The following is a 19,022-nucleotide window of genomic DNA, read 5'->3' on the forward strand; positions in this document are numbered from 1 at the left end:
CCCCCCCCGGGCGCGCGGGGGCCGGGGCGCCCCGCCCCGGGGCGCCGCCGCGGCCGCGGCGTCGCCCCGGCGGGCTCGCTACGCTCGCCTGTTCGCGAATCGTTTAGGTGATGGTCACGCCCGCCCGAGCTTCCGGTAGAGCGTCGTCCTGCCGATGCCGAGCCGGCGGGCGGCCTCGGTCTGGTTGCCGCCGCACTCGGCGAGCACGCGCTCGACGTGCGCCCGCTCCAGCGCGTCGCGCGCCGCGCGCAGATCCGCGCTGGAGGCCGCGGGGGCGGGGACGGGGTGCTCGAAGACCTCGGGCATCGCGGCGCGCAGCTCCTCCTCGGGGATCCGGGTCCGGGGGCCGCGATCGACGAACAGCGCGGCGACGCGCTCTAGCACGTTCTCGAGCTCGCGCACGTTGCCGGGCCAGCCGTAGCCCGCGAGGCGCGGCAGGACGAGCGCCAGCGCGCGGCGGTGCGCGTCGGGTTCCCCGTGCCGGAGCAGCGCGCGCTTGAGGAGGTCGGAGGCGATCTCCTGCACGTCGTCGCCGCGCTCGCGCAGCGGCGGGATGTGCAGGGGGAGGATGGCGAGGCGGTAGAAGAGGTCCTCGCGGAACTCCCCGCGCCCGACCGCGCCGCGCAGGTCCCGGTGCGTCGCCGCGATCACGCGGACGTCCACGGGCGTCGGGTCGTTCGAGCCGAGGCGCAGCACCTGCCGCTCCTGCAGGACGCGCAGGAGCCGGGTCTGGAGCGTGGTCGGCACGTCGCCGATCTCGTCGAGGAAGATCGTCCCGGTGTGCGCCGCCTCGAAGAGCCCCGGCCTCCCGCCGCGGCGGGCGCCCGTGAAGGCGCCCTCCTCGTGCCCGAACAGCTCGGCCTCGAGCAGCGTCTCCGGGAACGCCGCGCAGTTCACCGCCACGAACGGCCGGTCGCGCCGCCGGCTCGCGCGGTGGATGCCCTGCGCGACCATCTCCTTGCCGGTGCCGCTCTCGCCGGTGATGAGCACGGTCGCGTCGCTCCGCGCGTAGCGCTCGGCGAGCGCGCGCACGCGCGCGATGGCGGGCGAGGTCCCGAGGATGCCGGCGAGGTCGAAGCGGGCGACGAAGCGGGGCGGGCGGTGCTCGGAGCGCAGGCCGCGCTCGAGCCGCTGGATGGCGGCGGAGTCCTGACAGGTGAGGAGCGCGCCGCGCTGCACGCCCGCCTCGCGCAGGGGCAGCCGGCTCACCACCAGCGTGCGGCCGCCGAGCCGCTGGACGACGTCGAGCTCCGGGGTGCCGGTCTCGAGCACGCGCGCGAGCGACAGCTCCGGCGCGATCGCCGACAGGCGGCGGCCGGTGACCTCCGCGCTCGTCACCCCGAGGACCCGCTGCAGCGCCGGGTTGAGCGACTGGATCCGCTCGTCCCCGTCCACCGCGAGGACCCCCAGGTCGAGGTGGCGGAGGACGCGCTCGACCTCGAGCCGCTTGGCCTCCGCGGCCCGGGCGATGCGGGCGACCTCCGCGGCGTGGCGGATCGCCTCCGAGAGCGAGTCCTGCCCGTAGAGCAGCACCGCCGGCAGGCCCTGGCGCTCGGCGAAGTCGCACACCGGCCCGGGGCCGACGATCACCCCGAACCCCTGCGCGGCGAGGTCCGCCACGTGCGCCTTCACGTCCTCCGGCGTGACGTAGGGCCGCTGCTCGATGACGAGGTCGCTCATGAGGCCGGCGCTCTGCTCGATCCCCGCGACGACGCGCCGGAAGTTCACGACGCCGATGCGGTTCGAGAGCTTGCGGGCCTGCACGAGCGCCTGGAGCGCGTCCACCGTGGAGGCCATCACCACCACCACCGGCACGTCCGCGTGGTCCCGCAGGTACGCGCCGTTGGCGCCGGCCGCGACGAACGCGTCCACCTCCTCGCCCGCCTCGACGTGCGACCGCGCCACCTGCAGCGCCTCCTCGAAGCCCTTGTCGAAGACGCGGACCTCCGCCACGTTCGCGAGGAGCGGAGCGACGCTCTCGAAGACGTGGCGCAGGCGGCTCGTGCTGAACGCCCAGACGATGGGGCGGCGGTCCGCGTCGGCGGCCATCGGGCTCCTCCTCGGGTTCGCGACGCTCCCGGCCCAGCGCCGGCGGTGTACCGGGTTCGGAGCATACCTGTTCCGCGTGCGGTGCACCGAGGCGCCGCCCCGTCGGGGGCCTGATGGCCGCGCCCGCAAGGCGATCGTCCGCGAACCCGCAGGGTTGTACCCAGGTGCGCCCGATGGCCGCGTGCGGGTGCGCTGGATGCAATGGAGCCGATCGCGTCCGAGCCGCTCCCGCCCCGGGGGCGGCTCGGGATGAACCGAAGGTGTAGCGCGATGCGCGGACGCGCACGCGAAGACCCGCCACCAGGGAGAGCGACCATGGAACGGATCGAGAAGGTGGCGGTGCTCGGGTCGGGGGTGATGGGGGCGACGATCGCCGCCCAGCTCGCGAACGCCGGGCTCCGCGTGCTCCTGCTGGACATCGTCCCGAGGGAGCCGACCGCGGAGGAGCGCGCGGCGGGGCTCGGGCTCTCGGACCGGCCGGTGCGCGACCGGCTCGCCGCGGCCGCGCGGGCCGGGCTCGAGAAGCTCTCGCCCGCGCCGCTCTACCTGCCCGCGTACGCGGCGCGCATCGAGGTGGGCAACCTCGAGGACGACCTGCCGCGCCTCCGCGACTGCGACTGGGTGATCGAGGTCGTCCTCGAGAACCTGGAGGTGAAGCGGGCCCTCCTCGCGCGCCTCGCCCCGCACCTCAGGCCCGACGTGGTGCTCTCGACGAACACGAGCGGGCTCTCGGTGAACGCGCTCGCGGAGGCGCTCCCCGAGCCGCTCCGGCCGCGCCTGCTCGTCACCCACTTCTTCAACCCCCCGCGCTACATGCGGCTCGTCGAGCTCGTCTCCTCGCGCTACACCGACCCGGCGGTCGTCGCGCGGATGGCGGAGCTCATCCGCGTGCGGCTCGGGAAGGGCATCGTCACCGCCAAGGACACGCCGAACTTCGTCGCCAACCGGATCGGCGTGTTCTCGCTGTGCAACGCCATCCACCACATGGTGGAGCTCGGCCTCACCGTGGAGGAGGTCGACGCGGTCGCCGGGCCGGCCACCGCGCGCCCGAAGAGCGCGGCCTTCCGCACCGCCGACCTCGTCGGCCTCGACACCCTCGCCCACGTCGCGCGGAACTCGTACGAGCTGTTGCCGGGGGACGAGCGCCGCGCCTCCTTCCTCCTGCCCGAGTTCGTCGAGGGGATGATCCAGCGCGGGCTGCTCGGCAATAAGACGAAGGGCGGCTTCTTCAAGAAGACGAAGGGGCAGGAGGGGAGCCAGGTCCTCTTCTTCGACCACCGCTCGGGCGAGTACGTCCCGGCGAGGAAGCCGCGGTTCCCGTCGGTGGAGGCGGCGAAGGGGATCGACGACCCGGGGAAGCGCCTCCGCGCCGTGCTCGCCGGCAACGATCCGGCCGCGACGTTCGCGTGGCGGAGCCTGCGCGACACCCTCCTCTACGCCTTCGCCCGGATCCCGGAGATCGCGGACGACGTGGTGAACGTCGACGCCGCGATGCGCTGGGGCTTCGGCTGGGAGCTCGGGCCCTTCGAGATGATGGACGCGATCGGCGTCGCCGAGCTCGTGCGGCGCGCCGAGGCGGACGGCGTGAAGGTCCCGGCCGCCCTGTACGGCGTGCCGTCCTTCTACTCGGAGGAGGGCGGGAAGCGGCGGTTCGTCGACCTCGCCCACGGCGGCGGCTGGCTGGAGGTGCCGCGGCCGGCGGACCACCTCGACCTCACCGTGCTCGCGAAGGCGGGCGCGGTCGTGGAGCGGAACGCGGGCGCGTCGGTCCTGGATCTCGGTGACGGCGTCTTCTGCCTCGAGTTCCACACCAAGATGAACGCCATCGGCAACGACGTGCTCGCCATGGTCCACGAGGCGCTGCGGCGCGCCGAGACGGAGGGCCAGGGGCTCGTCATCGCGAACCAGGGCCAGGCGTTCTCGGCCGGCGCGAACCTGATGCTCGTGGCGATGGCCATCGCGGAGGGCGCCTACGACGAGATCGCGCTCACCGTGCGGGCGTTCCAGCGGGCCATGATGGCGGTGAAGTACGCGCGGGTGCCGGTGGTGGCCGCGCCGCACGGGCTCGCGCTCGGCGGCGGCTGCGAGGTCTGCCTGCACGCCACCGCGATGAACCCCCTCGCCGAGACGTACATGGGGCTCGTGGAGATCGGCGTCGGGCTCCTGCCCGCCGGCGGCGGCACGAAGGAGCTCGCGCTCCGCGCCATCCGGCTCGCGGAGCAGTACGAGACGGACGTCTCTCCCTTCCTGTTCAAGCACTTCACCACCATCGCCACCGCGAAGGTGAGCGCCTCCGCCGACGAGCTCCGCGGCATGGGGCTCCTCCGGCCGGGCGACGGCGTCACGCTCTCGCCGGACCGGCTGGTGCACGACGCGAAGGCGCGCGTCCTCGCGCTCGCCGCGAACCACCGCCCGGGCGAGCCGGCGACGGACCTGAGGGCGCCGGGCCGGAGCGTCGCCGCGAGCCTCGCCACCCAGCTCTGGAACATGCGGATGGGCGGCTTCATCACCGAGTACGAGGAGAAGCTCGGGAAGACGATCGCCGGCGTCATCACCGGGGGCGACGTCCCCGCCGGCACCGCCGTCACCGAGCAGTGGCTGCTCGACCTCGAGCGGGAGGCCTTCCTGCGCCTCTGCGGCGAGCGGAAGACCCTCGAGCGGATCCAGCACATGCTGAAGAAGGGCAAGCCGCTCCGCAACTGAACGACGGCAAGAGGTGATCGCCATGAGTGGAGCCTACGTCCTCGCCGCAGTCCGCACCCCCGGCTGCAAGGCCAAGAAGGGAAAGCTCCGGGACGTCCGCCCGGACGACCTCGCCGCGACGGCGATCCGCGCGCTCCTCGAGCGCGCGCGGGTCGAGCCGCACGCCGTCGAGGACGTCATCATGGGCTGCGCCTTCCCGGAGGGCGAGCAAGGCATGAACCTGGGCCGCGTCGCGGCGCTGCGCGCGGGCCTGCCGGTGGAGGTCCCCGGCCAGACGGTGAACCGCTTCTGCGCCTCGGGCCTCCAGGCGATCGCGACCGCCGCCGAGCGGATCCTGGCCGGCCACGCCGACGCCATCGTCGCGGGCGGCGCGGAGAGCATGAGCCTCGTCCCGATGGGCGGCGCGAAGTTCAGCGCGAACCCCGGGCTCGCCGCGGACTGGCCGGAGTCCTACGCCGCGATGGGTGTCACCGCCGAGCTCGTCGCCTCGCGCTACCGCGTCTCGCGCGAGGACCAGGACGCGCTCGCGGCGGAGAGCCACGCGCGCGCCGCGGCCGCCCAGGCGAAGGGGCTGTTCGCGGGCGAGCTCGCCCCGGTGGACGTCGAGCGGGTGGCGCTCGTGGGCGGCAAGCTGGAGCGCCGGCAGGAGCGGGTGGACGCGGACGACGGCGTCCGCGCCGACACGACGCGAGAGGGGCTCGCGCGGCTCAAGCCCGCGTTCAAGGTGGACGGGAGCGTCACGGCCGGGAACGCCTCGCAGATGACCGACGGCGCGGCCGCGGTCCTGGTGGTGTCGGAGGCGTTCCTCGCCCGCACGAAGCTCACGCCGCTCGGCCGGTTCGTCTCGTACGCGGTGAAGGGCGTGCCGCCGGAGATCATGGGCGTCGGCCCGATCGAGGCCATCCCGGCCGCGCTCGCGCGGGCGGGCGTCCGCCAGGCGGACGTCGGGCAGGTGGAGCTCAACGAGGCCTTCGCGGTGCAGGCCCTCACCTGCGTGCGCGCGCTCGGCCTCGACCCGGCGCGCGTGAACCCGACGGGCGGCGCCATCGCCCTCGGCCACCCGCTCGGCTGCACCGGCGCCAAGCTCACCGCGACGCTGCTGCACGGGCTCGCGCGGACGGGAGAGCGCTACGGGATCGTGTCGATGTGCATCGGCGGCGGGATGGGCGCGGCGGCGGTCTTCGAGCGCGCCTAGCGACGCGCGGCTTCGTACAGGGCATCCGGAGGTGACCATGGCGGCGAGACTCTTCAAGGGCGCGGAGTACCTCATCACCGAGGCGACGAAGGACGACGTCTTCACGCCGGAGGACTTCACGGAGGAGCAGCGGCAGATCGCGCACACCGCGGACCAGTTCGTCCGCGACGACGTGACGCCCGTGCTCGACCGGCTCGAGCACCAGGAGCCGGGGCTCTCCGCCGCGCTCATGCGCAAGGCGGGCGAGGCGGGCCTGCTCATGATCGACGCGCCGGAGGCGTACGGCGGGCTCGCGCTCGACAAGGCGACGAGCATGCTCGCCGCGGAGCGCATGGGCGCGGCCGGCGCGTTCTCCGTGTCCTACGCGGCGCACAGCGGCATCGGCACGCTGCCCCTCGTGTACTACGGGACCGAGGCGCAGAAGGACCGGTACCTCTCCAAGCTCGTGACGGGCGAGTGGAGCGCGGCGTACTGCCTGACGGAGCCGGAGGCGGGGAGCGACGCGCTCGGCGGGAAGACCACCGCGACGCTCACGCCCGACGGCAAGCACTACGTCCTCGACGGCACGAAGCAGTTCATCACGAACGGCAGCTTCGCCGATCTCTTCACGGTCTTCGCGCGCATCGACAAGAAGCACTTCACCGCCTTCCTCGTCGAGCGATCGACGCCGGGCCTCACGGTCGGCCCGGAGGAGAAGAAGCTCGGCATCAAGGGCTCCTCGACGACCTCGGTCATCTTCGAGGGCGCCCAGGTGCCGGTCGAGAACGTGCTCGGCGAGATCGGCAAGGGGCACAAGATCGCCTTCAACGTGCTCAACGTCGGCCGCTTCAAGCTCGGCGCGGCGGTGACCGGCGCGGCGAAGCTGGCGTTCAGGACCGGCGCCGCGTACGCGAACGCGCGCAAGCAGTTCGGCGTGCCCATCGCCCGCTTCGGCGCCATCCAGGAGAAGCTCGCGGACCTCACCGCGGGCATCTTCGCCGCGGAGTCGCTCGTGTACCGGCTCGCCGGGCTCATCGACGATCGGCTCGCCACCATCCCGAAGGACACCGCGGGCTACTACGAGGCCTACCAGCAGGGCATCGAGGAGTACGCGATCGAGTGCGCGATCGCGAAGGTGTTCTGCAGCGAGGTGCTCGCCGACGTGGTCGACGAGGTGGTCCAGATCCACGGCGGCTACGGGTTCATCCAGGAGTACCCGGCGGAGAAGTACTACCGGGACGAGCGCATCAACCGGATCTTCGAGGGCACCAACGAGATCAACCGGCTCCTCGTGCCGGGCACCATCCTGCGCCGCGCGATGAAGGGCGAGCTGCCCCTGCAGCGGGAGGCGATGAAGGCGCTGGAGGGGCTCATGACGCCCTCCCTCGACGAGCTCGATCCCTCGCTGCCCTTCGCGGCCGAGCGGGCCGTGCTCGGCGGCCTCAAGAAGACCTTCCTCGTGGTGTCAGGCGCCGCCGTCCAGCGGTACGCGGAGGGGCTCAAGGACGAGCAGGAGGTGCTGCTCGCGCTCGCGGACGTGGCCATCCAGATCTTCGCGATCGAGAGCGCGCTCCTCAGGGCGGAGAAGATCTCGCCGCGCCTGACGGAGTCGCTGCGCGCGGACGCGGCGGCCGCCGTGAAGGTGCACACCTTCGCGGCCGTCGAGAAGATCGCCGCCGCCGCCCGCCGGGCCGCGTTCTACGTCGCCGAGGGAGACACGCTCACGGTCCTCCTCGGCGGCATCCGCCGGTACACGAAGTACGACGCCACCGGCCTGCTCCCCGCGAAGCGGCGGCTCGCCGCCGCCGCGCTCGAGTCCGAGCGCTACCCGCTCTGAACGACGGTTCGCGATTCGGATCACGCCGTCCACCGCAGAGGAGAACTGCCGAGATGCCCCTCAAGCTGCTCGTCACCGTGAAGCGCGTCGAGGACCCGGAGTCGAGGATCAGGGCGAGGCCGGACGGGACCGGCATCGTCACCGACGGCGTGAACTACAAGATGAACCCCTTCGACGAGATCGCCGTCGAGGAGGCCCTGCGGCTCAAGGAGAAGCACGGCGGCGAGGTGGTCGTGGCGAGCATCGGCGGGGCGGCGGCGATGGTCGAGCTCCGCGCCGCGCTCGCGATGGGCGCCGATCGCGGCCTCCTCGTCCGTCACGACGGCGCGCTCGACCCGGGGGTGGGCTCGGCGCTGCTCCAGGCGCTCGTCGCGCAGGAGCGGCCCGACCTCGTCCTGCTCGGCAAGCAGGCCATCGACGACGATCAGAACCAGACCGGCCAGATGCTCGCCGCGCGCCTCGGCTGGCCGCAGGCGACGTTCGCCTCCAAGAAGGAGAGCCTCGAGAGCGAGGCCGAGCAGAAGAAGCAGCCCGGCGTGGTCCTCGCGGCGGACGGCGGGCGCGCCCTCGTCGTGCGGGAGGTGGACGGCGGCGTCGAGACGCTCGACGTCGCGCTGCCGGCGGTCGTGACGGTGGACCTCCGGCTCAACAAGCCGCGCTTCGCGTCGCTGCCCGGGATCATGAAGGCGAAGAAGAAGGAGGTGCGCGAGATCCCCGCGGCCTCGCTCGGCGTGGAGCTCGCGCCGGCGGTGGTGGTGCGGCGGCTCTTCGACCCGCCGCGGCGGCAGGCCGGCGTGAAGGTCGCCGACGTCGCCGAGCTGTGGACCCGCCTTCACGCCGAGGCGAAGGTCCTCTAGGGCCTTCGAGCGCGCCATGTCGAACGTCCTCGTCGTCGCCGAGCAGTCCCGCGGCACCCTCAGGAAGGCCACCCTGTCCGCGCTCACCGCCGCGCGAGAGGTGGCGCGCCGCACCGGCGGAACGGTGAGCGCGCTCGTCCTCGGCAGCGGCGCCGCCGCGGCCGCGGAGGAGCTCGCCGCGCACGGCGTCGCGGTCCGCCTCGCCGACGCGCCCGTGCTGGCGCACCCGCTCGCGGAGGCGCACGCGCCGGTGGTCGCGGACGCGGCGCGGGTGGCCGGCGCGAGCTGGATCGTCACGGCCGCGACCGCGTACGGAAAGGATCTCCTGCCCCGGGCTGCGGTCGCGCTCGGCGCGGCGGTCGCGACCGAGGTCCTCGCCGTCGCGGGCGAGGGGGCGGAGATCCTGCTCCGCCGGCCGATGTGGGCCGGGAACGTCATCGCGGAGGTGGAGCTCCGCGGGACGGTGAAGGCGTTCAGCGTGCGCCCGACGGAGTTCGCGCCGGCGGCGCGGGCGCCGGGCGGTTCGGTCACGCCGCTGCCGGTCTCGGTGGACGCGGCCTCGCTCCGGACGCGCTTCGTGGAGCTGCAGGAGGTGAAGAGCGAGCGGCCCGAGCTCACCGACGCGCGCGTGGTCGTCGCGGGCGGCCGGGGCACCCGGGGCGACTTCGGCCCGCTCTCCGGGCTCGCCGACGACCTCGGCGCGGCGGTGGGCGCCTCCCGCGCGGCGGTCGACGCCGGCTGGGTGCCGAACGACTGGCAGGTGGGGCAGACCGGCAAGGTGGTCGCGCCGGAGCTCTACGTCGCCGCGGGGATCTCGGGCGCGATCCAGCACGTCGCGGGCATGAAGGGGGCGAAGGTGATCGTGGCGATCAACAAGGACGCGGACGCGCCCATCTTCCAGATCGCCGACTACGGCCTCGTCGCGGACCTGTTCCAGGCGGTGCCAGCCCTGCGCGAGCGCCTCAAGGCCGGGTAGGGCGACCGCCGCGCCCCCGGACGGGACGGCTCACTCGCTCGGGAGCAGGTCGAGCTGCGAGGGGGGAACGCCGCGGGCGACGCCGTGCCCGGCGAGGATCGCCATCCGCCGCCGCTCGAAGCGCCGCTGCCGCTCGGCGCGCACGCGCTCCAGCATCGAGCGGGCGCTCTCGACGTCGGCGTACACGTCCGGGACCTCGCGGCCCAGGAGCCGGTCCCGCCGCCGGAGGTACGCCTCCTCCGCCGCGAGGTGATCGACCTCGAGATCCTCGATCTCGACGGCGAGCCGCTCCTCCGCGTCCATCGCGCGGAGCGCGTCGCGCTGCTCCGCGGTCATCATCCGGATCCTCTCCAGCACACCCATGACGCTCTCCGGTCACGCCCCACCACCGCGCTCCTGCCACTCGGGATCAAGCTAGGGGGGCCTCCCGGGCGCGCAAGGGCGCTCGTGTGGGGAAGTCAAAGAAATGACGCCGGGAGCCCCGAAGGAGTTCGCGGGCCGGCCGCTGTCAGGGAGGGCGGATAGCCTCGGGACATCAGCGGTCGCCCTCGGGCGCCGCGAGCGACATTCACTGACGGTCGATGCCATCGCATGCGGCCGGGTGGGCGTGCGCGCGCCGCGGTCGCGCGCCTGGCGCGTCGCCTGAGGCGACGTGCCCCGGGCGGATTGGACCCGGGGCCGGCCGCACTCCCGGTCGCTGCGCGTCGACGCAGACGCTGCGCGCGTCGGCCGACGCGCCGAACCCATTGGAAAGACGGGCTCGATTCCACGGTCAACGCGCGCCCGGCCTCGGAGCCGCTCATCGGTACGGGTCTTCCAAGCGCGCAGGTCCTGCACCCCACGACCGGAGCGCCCATGAAACGCCTGCTGGGAAGCCTCACCATCGTCACGAAGCTCCGCATCGTCGTGGGCGCGAGCGCCGTGGCGCTCGCCGCGCTCGTCTGGCAGGCCGTGCGCGTCGTCGAGTCGCGCATGCTGGAGGAGCGCGAGGCGAAGGTCCGGGCCGCCGTCGAGACGGTGCACGGGGTGCTCCGCGAGCAGGCCCGCCTCGCGGAGGAGGGACGCATCCCCGTGGCCGAAGCGCAGGCGGCCGCGATCCGGACGATCCGCGCGCTGCGCTACGAGGGGAACGAGTACTTCTGGGTGAACGACCTCGCCCCGCGCATGATCGTCCATCCGATGAGGCCGGAGCTCGACGGAAAGGACCTCGCGAGCGAGGTCGATCCCAGCGGCAAGCGGCTCTTCGTCGAGTTCGTGGACACCGCGAGGCGCCACGGCGCCGGAATGGTCGCCTACCTGTGGCCCAAGCCGGGCTCGCGCGACCCCGTCCGCAAGGTCTCGTACGTGAAGCTTTTCGAGCCGTGGGGCTGGATCGTCGGCTCGGGCGTCTACGTCGACGATCTCGAGGCGGCGGCGGCGCTCGAGGCACGGCGGATCGCCGGCGCGGCGCTCGCGATCGTCCTCGTCCTCTTCCTCGGTGCGGCGATCGTGGTGCGCAGCATCACCGGGCCGCTCGCCGGGGCCATCCGGGTGGTGGAGCGGGTCGCCCGCGGCGACCTGCGCGAGGCGGTGGCGGTCACCCGTCGCGACGAGCTCGGCAGGCTCCAGGCGGCGATGGCCGGGATGGCGGACAAGCTCGCGGTGGTCATCGCCGAGGTGCGCGCGGGCTCGGAGGCGCTCGGGGGCGCCTCGCAGCAGGTCTCCGAGACGTCGCAGCTCCTGTCGCAGGGCACGGGCGAGCAGGCCGCGAGCGTGGAGGAGACGACCGCCTCCCTCGAGGAGATGAACGCGTCGATCGCCCGGAACGCGGAGGGCGCGCGGGAGACCGCCGCCGCGGCCACCGCGGGCGCGGCGCGGGCGGAGGAGGGCGGGCGCGCGGTCGCCGAGACGGTGCAGGCGATGAAGGCGATCACCGAGCGGATCTCCGTCGTCGAGGAGATCGCCTACCAGACGAACCTGCTCGCGCTGAACGCGGCCATCGAGGCAGCCCGCGCGGGCGAGCACGGCCGGGGGTTCGCGGTGGTCGCCGCGGAGGTGCGCAAGCTCGCCGAGCGCGCGCAGAAGGCGGCGAAGGAGATCGGCTCGCTCGCGGGCTCGAGCGTGGCGGTGGCGGAGCGCTCGGCCTCGCTCATCCGCGAGCTCGTGCCGGGCATCCGGAGCACCGCGGAGCTGGTGCAGGAGGTGGCCGCGGCCTCCCAGCAGCAGGCGGCGGGGGTCGAGCAGGTCTCGAGAGCGATGGCGATCGTGGATCAGACGACCCAGCGAAACTCGGCCGCCGCGGAGGAGCTCTCCTCCACCGCCGAGGAGATGGCCGCGCAGGCGGCGTCCCTCCAGCAGCTCGTCGGCTTCTTCCGGGTGCGGGAGGGGCTCGAGCGCGCCGCGACGCCGAAGGCGAAGCCCGCGCCGAAGGTCCTGGCGCAGCCGGCGCCGCCGCCTCCGCCCGCCGCGAGCCGTCCGGCGCTCGAGGACGGCGCCGGCTGGGTCGCGTGGCGCTCCGGCGCCGCGACCGACGCAGAGCCGCGGTCCCTCCCCAGGGCGAGGACGGGCTCGTAGCGCTCGCCGGGGCGGAGCGCGCCCGTGTCGAGACGGCGGCGCGCCGGCGAGGGTGCCCGAGCGCGCGCTCACGGGCGGGCGCGCGGGCGCGCCCTCGCCGGGGTGAACCCGCCCAGGCGAGTGCACGCGGCCGGCGGGGGTGAGAGGAGTGCCTCGAGGACGCGGGCGGGGGCTTCGAGGTGGCCGGCAGGCCGTACGACGTGACGCTGTTCGGCGCGACCGGCTTCACCGGCCGGCTGGCGGCGCGCTACCTGTCGGAGCACGCGCCGCCCGGGCTACGCTGGGCGGTCGCCGGCCGCAGCGGCGCACGGCTCGAGCTCGTGAAGGCGGAGGCGCACGCGAGCGGGCTCGTCGTCGCGGACAGCGCGGATCCCGGGTCGATCGACGCGATGGCCGCCGGCACCCGCGTGCTCGCCACGACCGTCGGTCCCTTCGCGCACCACGGCGGGCCGGTGGTGGACGCGTGCGTCCGGCACCGCGTCGACTACGTGGACATCACGGGCGAGACCGCGTGGGTGCGCGGCCTGGTCGATCGCCACCACGAGGCCGCCGCGCTCGCGGGCACGCGCATCGTGCCGTTCTGCGGGTTCGACTCGGTCCCCTCCGATCTCGGCGCGCTCCTCGTCGCGTCGTTCATCCGGGATCGCTGGGGGCAGGACACGAGGCGCGTGAGCGCGAGCTTCGCGCTCCGGGGCGGCTACGGCGGCGGGACGCTCGCCACGGTGCTCCACTCGGCCGAGACGGGCGAGCTCGTCGTCGGCCGCGACGTGCTGCTCCTCAACCCGGCGGAGCACCGGACCGGCGCCGAGCGGGCGCGCAGCGCCGACCTCTTCGCCGTCCGGCGCGACCCGGTCCGGCAGGTCTGGCTCGCGCCGTTTCCGATGGCGCGGGTGAACACCCGCGTCGTGCGGCGCTCCAACGCGCTCCTCGAGGCGGTCGGGCGCGGCTACGGCCCGGAGTTCGCCTACGAGGAGGCCGCCGAGTACCGCTCTCGCCTCGGCGCAGAGGCGGCGCGGCTCGGGCTCCGCCTCTTCGAGCGCGCGCTCGCGGCGGAGCGGGTGCGGGCGCTCCTGCGCCGCTTCGGACCGGCGCCCGGAGAGGGCCCCTCGCCGGCGGCACGCGAGCTCGGGGCCATGCGGCTGCGGCTCGTCGGTGAGGCGGCCTCCGGGCGGAAGGTGCTCGCGACGCTGCGCGCCCGCGGGGATCCCGGCAGCCGGGTGACCGTCATGACGCTCTGCGAGGCGGCGCTCGCCCTCGCCACCCAGCGCGAAGCGCTCCCGCGCGCGCCGGCGGGCGGCGTGCTCACGCCCGCGACCGCGGTCGGGCTCCTGCTGCTCGATCGGCTGGAGGCGGCGGGGCTCCAGGTCGAGGTGGGGCCCGTGGTGCGCACGTGAGCCGTGAGGTCGAGCGAGCGGGGCGGCGGCCCGCAGGCACGGACGGGCCGTTGAAGGCGTACCGGTGGGTCCCTAGGGGTGAAGGGATGCCCCTCGCGTGGATGCCCCTCGTCGCCGTGCTCGCCAGCAGCGCCTCGAGCGCTGGCGGCGTCGTGCTCCGCCCGCTCGAGCGACAGCTCGTCGCCCCCTCCGCAGCGCTCCGGCTCGCCGCCTCCGGCGCCGCGACCCGCCCGGCCGCGGGGGACGCCGCCGCGCCGCCCGCGTGCGTCGGCGACGTGTGCCAGCCGCGCGTGTCCGTGCCGGGCTACGAGCCGCGGGTGTCGTCCCGCGGGAAGCGGACGGAGCTCGCGGCGCACCTCCTCTCCCGCGCGCACATCGAGCCGCTCGCGAGCGTGGCGAGCTTCCTCGTGGTCACCGGCCTCCGCCTCGACTTCACCCCGGGGGCGCTCGAGAGCGGGCTCTCGCGCGGTCCGGAGGGCTGGGGGCATGCGCAGCTCATGCTCCGCTGGCGCATCGACGCGCTCGGCAAGCCCGTCTGGGTGATCGTGAGGTAGCTGGCGCGAGACCGCGCCCTCGGGTGCGTTCGCCAGCCGTCGCGGGTCCAGGCGCCGGCGGGGTCCGTCGGGACGTCGCCTCAGCCCCAGGAGCTCACGAAGATCGCGCGGTCGGTGCCGGGCTCCCATACGAGATCCACCCGCGCCGCGCGCCCCGCCCAGGCGTAGAGCCCCTCGATCCCTCCGCACGACCGCAGGAGGTGCGCGCGGTCGCGCGAGACGGGCGGGAGGTCTTCGAGCACGACGTGGACGAGCCCCGGCCCGCGCCGCAGGTAGGTCGCGTGCCCCGCGTTGCGCGTCGCGACGTTCCAGCCCTTCGCCGCGATCCAGGCGAGCACCTCGGGCCGGCGGCCCAGCATCGCGAGCGTCGCCGTCACGAGCGGCCGGAGCACCGGCGTCTCGGTGGCGACGCGCCCGAGCGCGCGGCCGAGCTCGCGCACGCCGTCGTCGCCCCGGCGCCGCTGCACGGCCTGCACGATCTCGACCTCGAACGCGATGGGCAGCCAGCCCGCCGCGGGCGCCTCCTCCACGCGGCGGACGGTCTCGGTCCGCACGTCGCCGCGGATCGACGCCGCGTCCCCGTCGCCGAAGGTGCGGAGCTGCTCGAGGTAGAGCTTCAGCAACGCCGCCCGGATCTCGGGTTCCATTCGTCTCCAGTCGACCGACCCGCCGCGCGAGGAGAGCAGCATTCGGCGGGTGAGGGGAATCCCGGGACGGCGGGACTTGCGGGCGGGGTCGAATCGGGCGTTCGCCTGTCCGTTGGTGGACAAACGAAGGAGACCGGCGCACACGCGCGCGGCCCGAGCGGACGCGGGCGTCCGCGGAGTGCCTCGTCCGAGCCGACCCCCGGAAGGCAGCGCGGCGGAGGGCTACGTGTCGGTCCCGGCGGAGGCGAGCGCTGTGAGCGCTCGCGCCGCGCGCGGCGAAGGATCCTGCTCGAGCGCCTCGCGACGGGCTCGACCCGAGCGAGCAACGCTGTCAGGCCCGCTGGTCCGCCTCGGCGGTCCGGGCCCCCTCGGCCGCCGTGGCCGCGAGCTCCTCGAGCACCTCCCGCGCCACGGGGTCGGCGCGCAGCGCGCCCTCGGGGAGCCTGCGGAGCGCGATCTCGGCGAACTCCCCGGCGCCGCGCAGCGTCTCGGAGAGCCACAGGTGCGAGCCGTCGGAGAGCGTCAGGTAGAACCACCGCTGGAGCGGGTTGTAGGCGACGCTCGAGACGGAGGTCCAGCTCACGTTGCGGCGCGTGAGCACCCCGACGCGCTCGATGAACGTGTCGTGCACGACGATGCGCTGGCGGAACGCCGAGGCGAACTGGTGCGCGGTGACGGCGAGCATCGCGAGCGTGGCGGCGGCGCCGAGGAGGAGCCCGGGGACGCCCGTCTGCCCCCCGACCCAGACCCGCGTCACCAGCCCCGCGAGCACGATCGTGGGGAGGAGCGCGCCGATCCCGAGCATCACCCCGTTCCGGCGCAGCGGACGCAGCACGAGGGCGCCGCCCGCCGTCGAAGCGCGCTCGCGCGGCGCCGCCGAGCTCCGCCGGAACAGCGCGCGGCCGCCCAGCATCACGAGGAACAAGGCGACCAGTGCGATGGCGGTCTCGAGCATGTGCGCGAGTCTGCCTCATCGACGGCGGCCGGAGAAGCGGGTGCCCTCGCTTTCGACCGACCGCCGCGCCAGGTGCGGCGCGACCGCCGGGTGGAGCTCGGCGCGGCTTCAGCCTCCGCGGCGAACCGTCTTCCACGGCGCCGCGTTGCCGTTCTCGTCGACCCGGACTCGGATGTGGTCCGGCCCGCGCCACACGCTGCCCGCGATGACGCGCCCCGGGATCCAGGGGTAGCGCGCGCGCGTGTCGTCCGAGACGAACACGACCGGCGAGACGGGCGGAGAGTCGGGCGTCGCGGCGGGCACTCCCTCCTCGGTCAGCTGGATACGCTCCGGGCGGCGGCCCCCCGGCCCGCGGACGGGGCGCTGGCGACGGCGCTTGTTACCTCGCCCGCCGGCGCGGTTCTCGTGATGCTGCGGTCTCTCCAACATGGGCTCCTGGCCTTGGGGGCAGCGCCGGCGACGCTCCTCGCGTCTGCTCGGCGGCGATACGGCTCGCGATGTGGTGGATGCGCCGCGTCCCGGGATCTGACGTCCGGTCGGCGCTCTGGGTCGTATGTATCCCGGACGACGGAGGATTTCAACGATGTCGCGCCCTGCGTCCCCCGCGCGAGCCCCGCGCGCACCGCACCGGAGTCGCTGACAGAGGTCCGCTCCTGCCGTAGCCTCCGCGCATGTCCGAGCCCCGCACGCGCAGGCGCTGGCCGAAGATCCTCGGTGCCGTCCTCCTCGTCCTCGTCGTCGCCGTGGTCGGGCTGCTGTTCGCCCTCGACCGGATCCTGCTCTCGCAGGCGCGCAAGCAGGCAGCGGCCCTCTCCCAGCAGCTCGGCCGGCCCGTCGAGATCGGCGGCGTCGCGACGCGGCTCTGGGGCGGGCTCGGCGTGCGCGTCACCGACGTCGCGGTGGGGGCAGGAGAGGGGGAGCCCCTGCCCCTCGCCGAGGTCCGGCGGGTGGAGGTGAAGGCGGACCTCCTCCGCGCGATCCTGACGGGCGGCAAGGAGGTCCACGTCCGCGAGGCCGTCGTGGAGGGCCTGCACGTCAACGTCGTGAAGCTGCCGGACGGCACGACCAACGCGCAGCGCGTCGCGGACCGGCTGGCGAAGGGCGCCAAGCCGGCCGAGCCGGAGGCCCCCGCCCCCTCGAAGGAGCCGACCCTCCGCCTGCTGCGCGTCGACCGCGCGGCCGTCGAGAACGCGCGCATCGCCTTCCTCGACCGGACCGTGCCGAACGCGAAGGAGCTCGCCGTCGACGACCTCGACGTCGAGGTGAAGGACCTCGAGACCGGCAAGCCGCTCGAGCTCGTCGTGCGCGCCGCGGTGCTCGCCGCGAAGCAGAACCTGGAGCTGCGCGTGAAGGCGGCCCCGCTGCCCGCGTCGCTCGAGCCCGTGCCGGAGGAGATCGTGCTGAAGGTGGAGCCGATCGTCCTCGACCCCCTCGCGCCTTTCCTGCCCCCCTCGGCGGGCTTCCGGGGCGGACGCTTCCAGGCCGATCTCTCCGCGAAGCTCGGCGCGGCCGTCCCCGGTGGCGCGGGGCCGCTCCGGGTGAAGGGCGGGTTCCGCGCGACGCAGCTCGCCTTCGCGGGGCAGGAGGGTGGGAAGGCCCTCGACGTCGGCCTCGACGCGGACCTCGAGGCGGACGCGCAGGCGGGCGACCTCCGCATCGGGAAGCTCGTCTTCACGGCGGGCCCCGCCTCCCTCGTGGGCAAGGGCCGCGCGACCGGACTCAAGGGAGACGCGCCGAAGTTCGAGGGCCTCGAGATCGTCGGGCACGGCCTCGATCCCGAGGCGCTCGCGGCCTACTACCCCCCGCTGCGCAAGCAGATGGGCGGCGTGGTGATCGCGGGCCCGGTGGGGCTCGTCGTGCGGGGCTCGGGCGGGGAGACCGCGCAGACGGCGGAGATGCGCGTCGACCTCACGCCGGTGCGGCTCGTCGTGCCCGCGCAGCTCGCGAAGGCGGCGGGCGCGCCGATGACGCTCGTGGTGCGGGCGGACGCCGCGCAGTCGGGCGGGCGCGTCCGCTTCGACGCGGCGCTCGATCTCGCCGGGGCGGATCTCCGCCCGGGCGGCACGCTCGCGAAGAAGCCGGGCGACCCGCTCTCGGCCCGCGCGGCCGGCGCGTATCGCCAGGCGGGCGAAGGCCAGGAGGTGCGGCTCGACACCCTCCAGCTCACGCTCCTGCGCTCGCGGCTCGACGGGAAGGCGAAGGTGGACCTCGCGGGCAAGGGCCCGAAGGCCACGACGCGCTTCGAGGCGGAGCTCCGCGGCGATCGCCTCGACCTCGACGAGCTGCTCCTCCCCACGCCGCCGTCCGAGAAGGGCAAGAAGCCGCCCGAGACGAAGCCCCTCGACCCCGCCGCGTTCGCGGGGCTCTCCGGCGTCGCGGACCTGCGCCTCGGCCAGCTGCGCATGAGCAAGGTCGAGGCCCGGAACGTCACGCTGCGGGTGCGGGTCCAGGGCGACGAGGTGACCCTCGAGCAGGCGCGGCTCGAGGCGTTCGGTGGCACCGTCTCGGCCGCCGGGACGCACCTCGCGGTGGCGCGCCCCGACGCGCCGTTCGAGGTCGCCCTCGATCTGAAGGGCGTCGCGGGGGAGGAGGTCCTGAAGCTCCTCGGCGACCACAAGGTGCTCGGCGGGACGCTCGACGCGGGCCTGAAGCTGGGCGGGAAGGGCTGGAAGCTCGGGCTCCTGTCGGAGTCGGTCACGGGGGGCGTGGACGGCGTCCTGAAGGGCGGCGCGTTCTACGGGAAGGACCTCGTCGCGTCCATCGCGGCGCCGCTCGCGTCGAAGCTCCCGTTCGCCGCCTCGAAGCTGCCGGAGCGGGGCGCGACCTCTCTCGGCAAGGAGCTGCCGTTCGGGCTCAAGATCGCGAACGGCCTCGCCTCGCTCTCGAAGCCGCTCCGCGCGGAGACCGGCGAGGGCGCGCTCTCGCTCGAGGGCGGCGTGAAGCTCGACGGGACGCTGGAGATGCCGGCGACGTTCTCGCTTTCGCCGGAGCTGATCTCGAAGCTGACGGGCGGGCGCGCGAAGCCGACGGCGCCGATCCCCGTGGCGTTCCGGCTGGCGGGTCCGGCCTGGAAGCCGCGGCTCGACGGGCTCTCGCTCGACGGGGCGGTGAAGGCCATCGTCCAGCAGGCCGCGGCGGGCGCCCTCGGGCGCGCGGTCGGCGCGGAGGGCGCGAACGTCGGGGACGTCGCCGCGAAGAAGAAGGCCGAGGCGGAGGGGAAGGCGCGCGACGAGGCGGAGCGCCAGAAGAAGCGGCTCGAGGACGAGGCGAAGAAGAAGCTGAAGGGCCTCTTCGGGCGCTGAGGGCGCCTGCGCGGGAGAAGC

At 74.6% G+C, this 19,022-nt stretch carries 14 protein-coding genes; 9 read left to right on the forward strand and 5 right to left on the reverse strand.

Annotated elements, in window-relative coordinates:
- Positions 1-114 precede the first annotated feature (114 nt).
- Positions 115-2,049 (reverse strand): propionate catabolism operon regulatory protein PrpR, encoded by a 1,935-nt coding sequence (gene prpR, locus MNZ39_RS04460; protein WP_242335107.1) that lies wholly within the window; start codon positions 2,047-2,049, stop codon positions 115-117.
- Positions 2,050-2,364: 315 nt separating this feature from the next.
- Here prpR and MNZ39_RS04465 point away from each other — a divergent pair, with 315 nt between their 5' ends.
- The 5 genes from MNZ39_RS04465 to MNZ39_RS04485 are packed head-to-tail and all read left to right on the forward strand — an operon-like array spanning position 2,365 to position 9,596.
- Positions 2,365-4,752 (forward strand): 3-hydroxyacyl-CoA dehydrogenase/enoyl-CoA hydratase family protein, encoded by a 2,388-nt coding sequence (locus MNZ39_RS04465; protein ID WP_242335108.1) that lies wholly within the window; start codon positions 2,365-2,367, stop codon positions 4,750-4,752.
- Between the two features lie 22 nt (positions 4,753-4,774).
- Entirely contained in the window at positions 4,775-5,947 is a 1,173-nt protein-coding gene (locus tag MNZ39_RS04470) for an acetyl-CoA C-acyltransferase (protein WP_242335109.1), read from the forward strand.
- Positions 5,948-5,984: 37 nt separating this feature from the next.
- Positions 5,985-7,763, forward strand: coding sequence for an acyl-CoA dehydrogenase family protein (locus MNZ39_RS04475; RefSeq protein WP_242335110.1), 1,779 nt, complete (start codon positions 5,985-5,987; stop codon positions 7,761-7,763).
- A gap of 53 nt (positions 7,764-7,816) precedes the next feature.
- Positions 7,817-8,620, forward strand: a complete 804-nt coding sequence (locus MNZ39_RS04480; protein WP_242335111.1) for an electron transfer flavoprotein subunit beta/FixA family protein — start codon at positions 7,817-7,819, stop codon at positions 8,618-8,620.
- 16 nt (positions 8,621-8,636) lie between these two features.
- Positions 8,637-9,596, forward strand: coding sequence for an electron transfer flavoprotein subunit alpha/FixB family protein (locus MNZ39_RS04485; RefSeq protein WP_242335113.1), 960 nt, complete (start codon positions 8,637-8,639; stop codon positions 9,594-9,596).
- Positions 9,597-9,626: 30 nt separating this feature from the next.
- On the opposite strand, the gene MNZ39_RS04490 is transcribed toward MNZ39_RS04485, so the two are convergent.
- Complete coding sequence (locus MNZ39_RS04490; RefSeq protein WP_242335115.1) at positions 9,627-9,935, reverse strand: hypothetical protein; 309 nt, start codon at positions 9,933-9,935, stop codon at positions 9,627-9,629.
- Between the two features lie 516 nt (positions 9,936-10,451).
- Here MNZ39_RS04490 and MNZ39_RS04495 point away from each other — a divergent pair.
- From MNZ39_RS04495 to MNZ39_RS04505, 3 genes are all read left to right on the forward strand, one after another.
- Positions 10,452-12,149, forward strand: coding sequence for a methyl-accepting chemotaxis protein (locus MNZ39_RS04495; protein ID WP_242335117.1), 1,698 nt, complete (start codon positions 10,452-10,454; stop codon positions 12,147-12,149).
- 179 nt (positions 12,150-12,328) lie between these two features.
- Positions 12,329-13,543 carry a trans-acting enoyl reductase family protein gene (locus MNZ39_RS04500; RefSeq protein WP_242335119.1) on the forward strand — a complete coding sequence of 405 codons (1,215 nt, stop codon included), beginning with the start codon at positions 12,329-12,331 and terminating at the stop codon, positions 13,541-13,543.
- 86 nt (positions 13,544-13,629) lie between these two features.
- Positions 13,630-14,097 (forward strand): hypothetical protein, encoded by a 468-nt coding sequence (locus tag MNZ39_RS04505; protein WP_242335120.1) that lies wholly within the window; start codon positions 13,630-13,632, stop codon positions 14,095-14,097.
- An 80-nt stretch (positions 14,098-14,177) separates the two neighbouring features.
- Here the strand turns inward: MNZ39_RS04505 and MNZ39_RS04510 are convergent, their stop codons facing one another.
- The 3 genes from MNZ39_RS04510 to MNZ39_RS04520 form a co-directional block, all read right to left on the reverse strand.
- Positions 14,178-14,744 carry a hypothetical protein gene (locus tag MNZ39_RS04510; RefSeq protein ID WP_242335122.1) on the reverse strand — a complete coding sequence of 189 codons (567 nt, stop codon included), beginning with the start codon at positions 14,742-14,744 and terminating at the stop codon, positions 14,178-14,180.
- 331 nt (positions 14,745-15,075) lie between these two features.
- Positions 15,076-15,699, reverse strand: coding sequence for a PH domain-containing protein (locus tag MNZ39_RS04515; RefSeq protein WP_242335124.1), 624 nt, complete (start codon positions 15,697-15,699; stop codon positions 15,076-15,078).
- Positions 15,700-15,807: 108 nt separating this feature from the next.
- On the reverse strand, positions 15,808-16,002 hold the full coding sequence (locus MNZ39_RS04520) for a hypothetical protein (RefSeq protein ID WP_242335126.1): 195 nt from the start codon (positions 16,000-16,002) through the stop codon (positions 15,808-15,810).
- Between the two features lie 368 nt (positions 16,003-16,370).
- On the opposite strand from MNZ39_RS04520, the gene MNZ39_RS04525 reads away from it, so the two are divergent.
- Positions 16,371-19,001, forward strand: coding sequence for an AsmA-like C-terminal region-containing protein (locus MNZ39_RS04525; protein ID WP_242335128.1), 2,631 nt, complete (start codon positions 16,371-16,373; stop codon positions 18,999-19,001).
- Positions 19,002-19,022 lie beyond the last annotated feature (21 nt).

The organism is Anaeromyxobacter sp. SG66 (assembly GCF_022690805.1).
Taxonomy (GTDB): domain Bacteria; phylum Myxococcota; class Myxococcia; order Myxococcales; family Anaeromyxobacteraceae; genus Anaeromyxobacter; species Anaeromyxobacter soli.